The sequence below is a fragment of the Staphylococcus sp. GDH8C109P genome, assembly GCF_017893405.1.
In the GTDB taxonomy this organism is placed as follows: Bacteria; Bacillota; Bacilli; order Staphylococcales; family Staphylococcaceae; genus Staphylococcus; species Staphylococcus cohnii.
On sequence record NZ_JAESMX010000009.1, the window covers coordinates 464,265 to 476,342 of the forward strand.

The 12,078-nt window shown below is 32.3% G+C and carries 10 protein-coding genes and 1 pseudogene; 6 read left to right on the forward strand and 5 right to left on the reverse strand.

What is annotated here, in order from left to right; all coding sequences use genetic code 11:
* Positions 1-8 precede the first annotated feature (8 nt).
* Positions 9-413: an HTH domain-containing protein gene (locus tag KA867_RS13535; protein WP_348634792.1), complete on the reverse strand. Its 405-nt coding sequence runs from the start codon at positions 411-413 to the stop codon at positions 9-11.
* 376 nt (positions 414-789) lie between these two features.
* On the reverse strand, positions 790-1,686 hold the full coding sequence (locus tag KA867_RS04075; RefSeq protein WP_210137088.1) for a DUF7916 family protein: 897 nt from the start codon (positions 1,684-1,686) through the stop codon (positions 790-792).
* A gap of 283 nt (positions 1,687-1,969) precedes the next feature.
* Here KA867_RS04075 and KA867_RS04080 point away from each other — a divergent pair, with 283 nt between their 5' ends.
* The 6 genes from KA867_RS04080 (at position 1,970) to KA867_RS04105 (ending at position 9,008) form a co-directional block, all read left to right on the forward strand.
* Positions 1,970-2,794 carry a zinc ribbon domain-containing protein gene (locus KA867_RS04080; RefSeq protein WP_107383527.1) on the forward strand — a complete coding sequence of 275 codons (825 nt, stop codon included), beginning with the start codon at positions 1,970-1,972 and terminating at the stop codon, positions 2,792-2,794.
* Between the two features lie 14 nt (positions 2,795-2,808).
* A complete protein-coding gene (locus KA867_RS04085; RefSeq protein ID WP_145372890.1) occupies positions 2,809-4,104 on the forward strand; it encodes a TcaA second domain-containing protein in 1,296 nt (431 codons plus the stop codon).
* A gap of 321 nt (positions 4,105-4,425) precedes the next feature.
* A complete protein-coding gene (locus KA867_RS04090) occupies positions 4,426-5,244 on the forward strand; it encodes a hypothetical protein (RefSeq protein ID WP_210137089.1) in 819 nt (272 codons plus the stop codon).
* Between the two features lie 535 nt (positions 5,245-5,779).
* Positions 5,780-6,889 carry a carbohydrate kinase gene (locus KA867_RS04095; RefSeq protein WP_107505238.1) on the forward strand — a complete coding sequence of 370 codons (1,110 nt, stop codon included), beginning with the start codon at positions 5,780-5,782 and terminating at the stop codon, positions 6,887-6,889.
* A complete protein-coding gene (locus tag KA867_RS04100; protein WP_119535607.1) occupies positions 6,873-7,784 on the forward strand; it encodes a pseudouridine-5'-phosphate glycosidase in 912 nt (303 codons plus the stop codon). The genes KA867_RS04095 and KA867_RS04100 overlap by 17 nt, the downstream gene beginning before the upstream one ends.
* Before the next feature lie 9 nt (positions 7,785-7,793).
* Complete coding sequence (locus KA867_RS04105) at positions 7,794-9,008, forward strand: NupC/NupG family nucleoside CNT transporter (protein ID WP_107505240.1); 1,215 nt, start codon at positions 7,794-7,796, stop codon at positions 9,006-9,008.
* Between the two features lie 122 nt (positions 9,009-9,130).
* Here KA867_RS04105 and KA867_RS04110 read toward each other — a convergent pair whose 3' ends face one another.
* From KA867_RS04110 to KA867_RS04120, 3 genes and pseudogenes are all read right to left on the reverse strand, one after another.
* On the reverse strand, positions 9,131-9,262 hold the full coding sequence (locus KA867_RS04110; RefSeq protein ID WP_019469020.1) for a beta-class phenol-soluble modulin: 132 nt from the start codon (positions 9,260-9,262) through the stop codon (positions 9,131-9,133).
* Between the two features lie 400 nt (positions 9,263-9,662).
* Entirely contained in the window at positions 9,663-10,430 is a 768-nt protein-coding gene (nagB, locus tag KA867_RS04115; protein WP_192959349.1) for a glucosamine-6-phosphate deaminase, read from the reverse strand.
* A 62-nt stretch (positions 10,431-10,492) separates the two neighbouring features.
* Positions 10,493-12,030, reverse strand: a pseudogene (locus tag KA867_RS04120) (PTS transporter subunit EIIC).
* Between the last annotated feature and the right edge of the window lie 48 nt (positions 12,031-12,078).

Genomic DNA, 12,078 nt, shown 5'->3' on the forward strand with positions numbered 1-12,078 from the left:
ACTTTAAATCATAAGAAGATAACCAAGTTTGTACATTTTTTTAGATCTTCAACGATTGTTCTACGTGTAACGGATACCATATCGGCCAACGTTTTAGAAGATGTTGGCGTATTAGATTCAAACAACTTTAATATGATATAACGTATTCTTTCTTCTTTAGAATAATGTATTGAAGTCGCCATATATTTTGGAACAATATCATTCAAGGGCATTTTAGATTTAATCATTATACCTGCATTTTTATTTCTAGCAATAGTTAAATCCAAGCGTTGTGCCATACTTTCTATATATTCTAAATCGTACTGTATCGTCCTTTCTGAAACATTGAATTGGATAGCTAAATGATGAATGGTTATGAACGTTTCACGTTCAAGTAAGAATGTTAATATATGATGCTGTCTCTTGCCTAACACATGAGCAACCTCCTTACATATTTATTGTAACCGCTTACTCGTACTTTTAGATGTGTAATCTCTTTCGTCTCATAATCCGAAAAGTTGCACATCTAACATAAACAATCACTTTTTTAAATTATAATTTATTGAATAATAATTTTATGTAAAAAATATCGATTAAATATAAAAAAAGAGAATCCAACGTTAATGTGTTGCATTCTCTCCTCTATATCTTCACTTTTTTGATGTCCAATAATTTATAAGTATTTACTTCAAATGAGTTATTATTGCTAAACCGTTCTAAACCACAAGAAAAATACTTTTTGATATATTTAATTAATCTAAAATAAACCAATTAATATTTGAAAACTGAAATTTATATATTGTAGTTTTATTAGCGATTAATAGAACGTGCAATCATTGACAACGTGTGTCTTTCTCCACGCAATGCCTTACTTAATTCAAATATATTTTCCACAGGTGCTAAACCACAGAAACTACCATCACCAATATGTTGAATATCCACACCACATATTTTATTTCGAATGGCAAAATCTCTAATAGTACTTGGATCAGCGCTTTCTTGACTCGTACCAATTGCTGACATGACAAGTCCCCCTTCACGATGAACTTCTTTGACAATGTCTTTAAGTTGCGCTTCATCGAAACCTGGCACTGTACCCACTGCAGGTACTAGTATAATATCAGCACCCGCTTCAAGAAATTCCCTTACATATTCTCTTGTAATCACAGATTCATCTACACCTGAACTATGCATTTTTCCAGCGATAATCAAACCAGAAAAATGATTTCTTGTATTTTGTATTGCTTCAACTATTTTCTTATTAGATACGCCAGTTGCAGGGTTTCCTGTCATACATATAAAGTTCACCCCTAATGCTTCAAGTACTTGAACCGTTTCAGGACTTGCTTGACGTCCTTCTGCAATTTCTAAGTGTTGATCATACATATTTGTTCCGTCATCAATAGGTTCTAAGTTCACGCCAATGGGTCTACCCACGAATTGTTTTAATGTTTCTATAACCTGTTCATGTTCTTCTATATTTTTCACTTTTGGATGAAACGCATCAAAGCCATTTAGTAAAATCAAATCGGCACCAAACGCACGCGCTATTTCAGCATTGGTAATATCTGGCACGACAGGCGTTTCTGTTACTATATTTTCAGATAAAACCACCCGTCCAGCACTAGCTTTAATACTCTGTTTCAATTCTTCACCTGTCATTGCTAGTAGTTCTGAAGCATTGTTACTTAATAATCGCTTAACCATTTGGATTCCACTCCTTAATATATACTTTAGTTGCCATTTTATTTATTATAACTACATTATATAATAATGATGTTCTTTTCCTTCGTGATAACTACACAGGATTACTCTACATTTCATTATACACACCCTCTACTTATTATTATTCTTTTTTAAATAAAAAACTACTTCTATATACATTTACAATCTTTTGAATTTTAATTTAGTTAATTTTCAAAACAGTAGTGTGTCGTAAATATAAATGTGATATTATATTTTAATATACATATTACAAGGGGGAAGCTTTATGCAGTGTCCAAAATGTGGAAATCCTATTGAAGCATCAGATTTATTTTGTGGAGAGTGTGGTACAAAATTATCTCATCAAACGAATACAACGAACGAAACTAATAACAAACCGAACTACACATCTGAACTAGATTCAACGCAATCTAATGCAACACAAACATCAACACAATATTCAACACAGTCTAATCCTAAAACCGAGCAGTTTTCAAAGCATTCTTCAGACATTTTCAATGAAGCTAAAACGTTCTTTTCAACTGCTTTTAGACATCCGGATAAAGAACTTGTGAGTCCTCACTTTTTTTCTTACAAAACACTTTTCAGTATAATTGTAGCGGGATTACTTTTATCCATCATATTACTAACAATACTGATACCTGCAGAAGTAGCATATTTCATGTCAAGTAAAGCAAGTGTTGTGTTTAACATTTCACTTTTCTTATTAATTGCAATTGCAGTACTATTTGGAATCACTTATGCACTAATCAAAATATTAAATATTAATTCGACGTTACATAAAGTATTTTCAGATTTCGTTTTAGTTAACACCCTATCTGTCATTGCACTTTTACTTGGTTTACTATTTTTAGCAATTCATGTTCCAAGTTTTGCAATATTCCTTATCATTATTGCTATATTATTCACTTTAATTGCACCAATATATTTAATTACGAAATATAGTCACAACCAACTTATACGTATGCCTGTCATTTATTCTATATTCATCTATATCATCATTTTGGGAATCATTTTACGTATTATAGTGGAAAGTACTGTTTCTAATACATTAAGTGATTTAAGTTCATTTTTTAATACAGGTTATTAAGGAGGATGTTTCAAATGAAGTATTGTAGTAATTGTGGTGCTGAAATTAAACCTGGTCAACGCGTCTGTACCCAATGTGGGACGCCTATTCAACAAAGAGCAACTAATCAATCACCTAACCATAAATCAAAATGGCCTCTATTTATTATTATTGCAGTGATATTAGTCATTATTATCGCTTTGTTTGTGGCTTATAAAATAATAGACGCGCAACTATCACCTACAAAACAAGCAGAAACCATTGCTAAAGATTTAAAAAACAAAGATACAGATCGTCTAGCTAGCCATTTAAAATCAAATGGTGAAGCTATTTCTAAAGATGAAGCTAAGGCTATTTATAAATATATTGACGAAACTGATAGCGTAGATCGTGTTGCTGACGAACTACAAAGTAGTGCAAAAAATATCAAAGAAAACAAATTAAACGAACAAACTGTCACTGTTGGCGATACTTCTCTAATCAATATCACCGAAGATGGGAAAAAATGGGGTATATTTAAAAATTACATTTTTAATGTTAATGAGGAACCTGTTTCTATTACTTCAGAAGAAGACACGACACTATCTTACAAACTTAATGACAAAACAACGCAAGTTAAGTTAAAACAAGGTAAGACGAAAACACTTGATGATTTTCCAATCGGCATATATGACTTAAAAGCAACGCAAAAGGTTGATAACAAAAAATTCGATGGTGTCATTCATATCGATATGTCAGAAAGTAATAGTGCAGATCTGCAATTCAAACAAAAACGTTTTACAGTTAGTATCGATTCATCTTTTGCAGATTCCGATTCACTTAAACTTTATATAAATGGTAATGAACAATCAGATTTTGATGAATATGAATCTGTCACTTACGGCCCTTATGCACCTGATGAAAAAGTCGAAGTTTATGCTACCACTGAAGTTGAGGGTAAACAATTCAAATCTAGTGTAGAAAATGTTTCAAGTCCAAATGATGATGAAGATGAAATTGACGTAGCTTTAACATTTGACGATGATGCAATAAGCGATTATGAAGATAAAATGATTGAAAAAGAAGCAGATTCTGATGACGACGATGATAGTACTTCCAATTCTGATGAAAAAGTAACACGTGATAATGTTATTGATAAAGTTGAATCTTATGAAGGGAGTACTTTGGATACAGATAATTATACTTATAAAGAACCCGAAAAAACTGGAGACGGTTGGGGATTCTCCTTCACAGATAAAGACGGAGAGTTAGCAGGTTCTTATAAAATTGATGAGGATGGTTACGTTACTGAATATGACGAAGACGGTGAAGAAGTCGATTCAGGATATTAACAAACCACAAATAGTAATCCAACTTGTTACTTGAAACGTGGCCATTACATTGCATAATTACTTAAACACACTATTTAAAGGAGTGGGATTGAAATCTAATTTTATTAAAAAGATTTCTGTCCCACTTCTTAATTTATATCTTTGTTAAAGTAAAACAAAATATCACCAAATGCATCACCTCAGTCTAAATGATGATGTTATATTTAAAAAAAATTAAGTAATATATATGAAAGACTATTAAAACAAGCAATGTTTATACTACTAGAGTTGGGTAATTTAAAAGTAAGCAATTAATATCTAAATATATTTGAAGGTGAAAAAATGGCTAATAATAACTCTTTCAATGATTATCCTAAAATTTTAAAAATTGAAGATGATGGAAAAATTATTGCGTTAGACAAATATGGGAACGTTAATACGGATTTAAATATTCATACTGTGAATGACCAGCAACAACAAGATACCTTCGGAACGATCTTATACAATCCCTATCGTCGTACTGAAAAAAATAGCGAATCTTATAATGACAATAAGTACAATGATTACAAGTCAGAAACAAGCTACAATCAGCGAGATCGCGAACGTGAGTTGCAGTTATTAAAAGAAAATAAAAAATCAAAACGCAAACAATTTTGGCTAGGTTTAGGTATGGTGGTTTTATTAGTTATCATTGTCATCTTTGCAGTTAGTACTTTTATGAATGGTGGCAATGATGATCAACAAACTGCAAATGAATCAAGTGAACAATCCACCGCCAATCAAAATCAATCGAATGATACTCAAGGCGATAATGTCAATTTCGAACGTCAGAACAATCAAGTTAAAGATGATATACAATCATTAAAAACAGATATTTCAAACTCTAATGAAGCAACAGATTCTAAATTACAAGCATTACAAGATAAGATTGATAGTTTAAAACAAGAAGCTGATTCTAATAAAACAAATCATTTAGCTGATAAATATCAAACTACGATAGATGATTTAAAACAGGCAAAAACCGAAAAAGATAATGGTAATACTGATAAAATGCAAGAAGAATTGGATAAAGTAAATAGTAAGCTAGATGATATAAAATCTAAATTTTCTTCTTTGTTTAATAAAGATGAAGAAGCAAATAATGATAACGCTGAAAGTTAGCATGTAAAATTAATATATGTTTTCAAAAAATATAAAATATAGATGATACTCTAAAATAAAAACTGTCGACTAAGGGCTCACCTTGTCGACAGTTTTTTATTTATGTTCACCTGCTGTCTGACATGTCTATCTATTACCTTAATCTCTCGCTCCCCTAGCTTTTTACTAGTTATAAAACTATTAAATATGTCTATTTATAAACACCCTCATTTCTATTTAATTTCATTAACGTTTGAAAATATGCTTTCCACAATTCAAACATAAAATTATTGAAGTTCGATTATTAATTGAAAAAAAATTTCATTCAAACTAATTTAATAAATTACACGAATTATAAAAAGCCATAAAACTCCTGATTTCCAGCAATATGTAGCATATTCAAATTGATATTTCGCAGTTATATAGATATTACAATTTTACGAACTATTATATGTAAGCGTATACAATTCAGAATATTCATGCTATTATCTTATCAACTTAAACAAATGTTTAATTTGTAAACTTAAGTTTAATTTTGCATAAAGGAGGTTGCCATATGAATAAAAATGAACAAGCAGTTTTAAATCGTATTCAGGAAAATCCATTCATTTCACAACAAGAATTAGCACAGTCCATTGGATTATCTAGGCCAGCAGTTGCAAATATTATATCCGGACTTATTCGTAAAGAATATGTTTTAGGAAAAGCATATGTTTTAAATGAAGATTATCCAATTGTGTGCATTGGCGCTGCGAACTTAGACAGAAAATTTTATGTTCATAGCGACTTACAATTAGAAACGTCTAATCCTGTTACCTCAACGAGATCTATAGGTGGTGTTGCGCGCAACATTGCTGAGAATCTAGGCCGTATGGGAGAAACAGTCGCATTTTTATCTGTGAGTGGCAATGATAGTGAGTGGGATATGATTCATAAATTATCAACTCCATTCATGAATTTAGACCACGTTCAGCAAATTGAAAATGCTAACACTGGTTCCTATACTGCATTAATCAATAGCGACGGTAATATGGAATATGGCTTAGCAGATATGGAGGTCTATGATTATATCACTCCAGAATTTTTAATTAAGCGTACACACTTATTAATAAAAGCAAAATGTATCATCGCAGACCTCAATATTTCAAAAAGTGCAATGGATTTTTTATGTGCCTATTCAGAAAAACATAGTATTAAATTAATAGTGATTCCAGTTTCATCCCCAAAAATGAAAAACATGCCTGATTCGTTACATGCTATCGATTGGCTCATTATCAATAGAGATGAAACAGAAACTTATTTAAATATGAACATACAAGACACTGATGATTTGCGTAAAGCTGCACAGAAATGGAATCAGTTGGGTGTTTCAAATGTCGTTATTACAAACGGTGTAAAAGAACTTATTTTTAGAAATAATGACGAAGAAGTAATTAAACCTGTCATACCTTCTAAGCATGTCGTTGACGTAACAGGTGCTGGTGACGCTTTCTCTAGTGCAGTCATTTTCAGTTGGTTAAATGATCTAGATACCGAAAGCATACTGACAGCAGGCATGATTAATTCTCGTAAAACAATTGAAACAGAATATACAGTGAGGCAAAACTTAGATAAAAAACAATTATTTAGAGATTTGGAGGACTATAAAAATGAAGCAATATATTGAATTTTCCACAGAAGTAGCACAAGCTAAAGCAGACAAGAAGCCCATCGTAGCCTTAGAATCAACAATTATTTCACATGGTATGCCATACCCGCAAAATGTAGAAATGGCTACGACTGTTGAAAATATCATACGTGAATATGGCGCTATTCCAGCAACAATTGCATTAATTGATGGAAAGATTAAAATTGGACTGGAAAATGATGAACTAGAATTACTTGCTAAAAGTGATAATGTCGCAAAAGTTTCACGTCGTGATTTTGCAGAAGTACTCGCTACTAAACAGATTGGCGCAACTACTGTTGCATCAACAATGATGAGTGCAGAATTAGCAGAAATTCAATTCTTTGTAACTGGTGGTATTGGTGGTGTACATAGGGGCGTTGAAAACACTATGGATATCTCAGCAGACTTAGAAGAATTAGGTAAAACAAATGTAACAGTAATATGTGCAGGTGCTAAATCTATTCTAGATTTACCAAAAACAATGGAATATCTTGAAACAAAAGGTGTACCAGTAATTGGTTACCAAACAGATGAATTACCAGCATTCTTCACAAGACAAAGCGGTATTAAATTAAACAGTTCTTCTGAAAACCCAGACGACATCGCACGTATTTGTAAAATTAAAAATGATTTAAATATTGAAGGCGGTGTTGTCATCGTTAATCCAGTTCCGAAAGAAGATGAACTACCAAAATCATATATTGACGGCCTTATTGAAGAAGCAGTTAAAGAAGCAGAAACGCAAGGTATTAGTGGTAAAGATTCTACGCCATTTTTACTCAGTAAAATTGTCGAAAAGTCTGAAGGCAAGAGTTTAAATACAAATATCAAACTAGTTGAAAACAATGCGGTACTTGGAGCTAAAATTGCAGTTGCTTTCAATAAATTGTAGGTGATACTTATGTCAATCATATTCGCCATTACTGGTATACTTTTTGCGTTATTCATCGCTTTTTTATTTAGCTATAACAGAAAGGCGATTGATTTCAAAAAACCAGTAATTATGTTAATCGTTCAAATCGTCATTGTATTATTCATGATGAATACGACTATTGGTTTAACGATATTAACAACACTAGGTTCATTTTTTGAAGAATTAATCAATATTAGTAAAGCTGGTATCGAGTTTGTCTTCGGCGGTTTACAAAACAAAGGTGCTTCAACTTTCTTTATTACAGTGTTACTACCTTTAGTATTTATTTCAGTACTAATCGGTGTATTAAACTATTTTAAAATTCTTCCGTTTATCATTAAATATGTTGGTATTATTATCAATAAAATCACACGTATGGGCCGTCTCGAAAGTTACTTTGCAATCTCAACGTCGATGTTAGGACAGCCAGAAGTTTATTTAACTATTAAAGAAATGATTCCTAAATTATCTAAAGAGAAATTATATACAATTACCACTTCTGGTATGAGTGCAGTCAGTATGGCTATGTTAGGTTCATATATGCAAATGATTGAACCTAAATATGTTGTTACTGCCGTTATGCTCAATATTTTCAGTGCATTAATTATCGCAAGTGTCATCAATCCATATCAATCAGATGATAGTGATGTTGAGATTTCCAACTCATCCACAGTTAAAAGCAATTCAAATAGTGATGAAACAAAGCCGAAAAAGGTTCCATTTTTCCAAATGATTGGTGATAGTGCTACGGATGGTTTTAAAATTGCCGTAAGTGTTGCTATTATGTTACTTGCATTTATCTCTTTGATGGAAGCAGTCACAGTGTTATTTAATTTTGTTGGTTTAGATTTCAAACAATTAATCGGCTTTATTTTTGCACCGATTGCTTTTATTATAGGTGTACCTTGGAACGAAGCAGTTCAAGCTGGATCACTGATGGCAACTAAATTAATCACTAATGAATTTGTTGCTATGTTAGACTTCCAAAAATTAGCTGGAGATTTAACACAACGTACACAAGGTATCATTTCTGTCTATCTTGTTAGTTTTGCTAATTTTGGTACTGTGGGCATTATCGTTGGTGCTATCAAAGGATTTAGTGATACACAAGGTAATAAGGTGGCTTCGTTTGCCCTACGCTTGTTGCTAGGTTCTACACTTGCTTCAATTATTTCAGCATCAATAGTTGGTTTAGTATTATAGTATTTTTAAAAAAAGTATGTACAGAAATCAAATTCACTTAAAATGATTTCGTCGTCCATTCCAGTAATTAAATAATAAAAGGCTGAGACAATTCAATTTGTCTCAGCCTCTTTCAATATTTATTAGTTAAAGAAACCTAAGATGAAGTCAGCGCCTTTAGCTAATGCGTCCGCAATGCTAGTTCCCATTGTTACCCAGTCAGCACTTAAACCTGCTTTTACAGCTTCACTGATTGCGTTTACGAAATCAGACATTTAACACACCTCATTCCTCGATATATTATTTGTTAAAGGTTGATTACCTTTAACTAAATTATAGTAAAAAACATTAATATTGTTGTAAATATTTCTTGGTTTGTAGTTTTTTATGCCTAAGTGTTATTACAATACTTAATTTTTACAATTAATGTTTCCTAGTTGTCATTCAGTGATAAAGTTTTATATTATTTTTATAACGACAGAAATGATGCGTCTGGGAGATAAATCCTAGAAAAATAGCCCTCAGATGATTTAATTCAATTCATCTGAGGGCTTCTTTTTTATTCAATACTTCGTATTGTTGGCTCGCTTTCTTAAGGGACAGCTTCAGTCTATAGTCTTCAGCTTGTCCTGTTACCTTAAGCGTCTCGCCAAAACACAACGTATTCAAATATCTTTATGACAAATGCCTTTCTAATCGCTGAACTTTATCTTGATCTAAAGCTTCGAATACTTCATTATCTACAATCACATCAACATGAGGGTGTTGATGTAATATAGATGCTGGTAATGCTTCAGATATATCCCCCTCTATTAATTGTGAAATGGCTTCTTTTTTATTTCTGCCCATCGCTAACAAAACAATACGTTTCGCACGCATAATGGATGCCAGTCCCATAGAAATTGCTTGCTTAGGAACATCTTCTATTGAATCAAAATAACGACTATTTGCATTAATCGTTGAAGAAGATAAATCTACAACTCTTGTGACACTTTCAAACGACGAACCAGGCTCATTAAATCCTATATGGCCATTTTCACCTATACCTAAAATTTGTATATCTGCAGGGCCTTTATCTTTTAAATATTGTTCATACATTAAGCATTCTTGTTCTAAATTATCGGTATCTCCTTGTGGTATAAATATATTTTCTTTATGCCACGTTTGATGATGTTTAAATAACTGTTGGTACATATATGCGTGATAACTTTGTTCATTGTCTGCGCTTAAACCCACATATTCATCCAAATTGAATGTCACTATTTGATCTAGTTGCAAATTATTATTATTGATTAATGTTTTTAAATACTTGTAAACATCTGTCATAGTATTTCCTGTAGCAAGCCCCAATACTGAATCCGGTTTTAATTTCATTTGTTTTAACAGTTCAATAGCAACATATTGACTTGCAAGTTGTCGATTCTCCAAATTTAAAATATACATATACTCACCAATTACTTTCTACATATTACTTTTGTTTAATGATAAATTGAATATTTTATAAATTACACTTGCTCGCTTTCTAGCAATTCTTCTACTTCATTTTTTATCGTTGTAACATGTGGCCCATAAACAATTTGTACACCATTACCTTTCTGAATAATACCTCTAGCTTCGGTAGAATTAAGCACTTGTTTATTGACAGGTTCATCCGACTTTAACGTCACTCTTAGTCTTGTAGCACAACAATCGACAATATCTATATTTTCTTTACCGCCTAAACCCTTGATGATTGTTTTAGCCCGTTCTGTCGTTTCAACGGTTTCTGTAGTTGCTTCCGCTTCTCTACCAGGTGTTTTAAAATTGAATTTTTTAATTAAAAAGCTAAAAATAACATAATATAAAATAAACCAAAGGATGCCAATTGGTATCACCCATAAAAAATTCGTCTTAGCATTACCTTGCAAAACGCCGAATAATAAAAAGTCTATAAATCCACCACTGAATGTTTGACCTATCGTAATATTAAATATGTCCGCCAACATAAAAGCTAAACCATCTAAAAATGCATGTATCACATATAAAACAGGTGCAACAAATAAAAAGCTGAACTCTAGCGGTTCTGTAATACCTGTTAAAAATGAAGTTAAAGCAGCCGATAACATTAAACCGCCAACGACTTTTTTATGTTGCGGTTTAGCAGTATGATAAATTGCTAAAGCTGCACCACATAGGCCAAACATCATTGTAATAAATCGCCCTGACATATAACGCGAAACACCTGAATAGTATTTCGTTACGTCTGGATCACCTAGTTGAGCAAAGAAAATATTTTGAGTACCTTGAACAAGATGACCTTTGACTTCTAATGAGCCACCTAATGCAGTTTGCCAAAACGGTAAATAGAAAATGTGATGTAAACCAAATGGTCCCAACAGTCTTAATACAAATCCAAAGAAAAAGTACCAATGACACCCGTTTTATCTACGATACCTCCAACGCCAAATATCCATCCTTGCACTGTAGGCCAAACAAAGAACATGATAACCCCGAGTATGATGGCAGAGATTGCTGTAATAATTGGCACAAAACGAGATCCTCCAAAGAATCCTAAATACGACGGAAGTGATATCTTGTGATATTTATTATGTAAGAGCGCTGTCATAACACCTGTTATAATTCCCCCAAACACGCCCGTTTCTACTGTTTGAATTCCAAGAACCATACTCTGTCCTTCTTCTGCCAAATTGCCTTTTGCTAACGTATCTGTAATGATCAACAACCCATTTATCGAAGCGTTCATAATCAGGAATCCTAGCATTGCTGCTAATCCTGCAGTACCTTTATCACTTCTAGCTAATCCTATAGCAACACCTATAGCAAAAATTACTGGTAAATTTTGAAATACAATATTACCTGCAGATGACATAAGGACAAATATATTCTGTAATAAAGTAATATCCAACACAGGATATGCTTTAATTGTATTCGGATTACTTAATGCGCCACCGATTCCCAGCAATAATCCAGCTGCTGGTAATATAGCGATAGGCAACATAAATGATTTACCAAATTGTTGCGCCTTTTCAAACAACTTACTCATAGTCATCAACCTCCTAATTACCATAAATATACAATCAAAGAAAATATT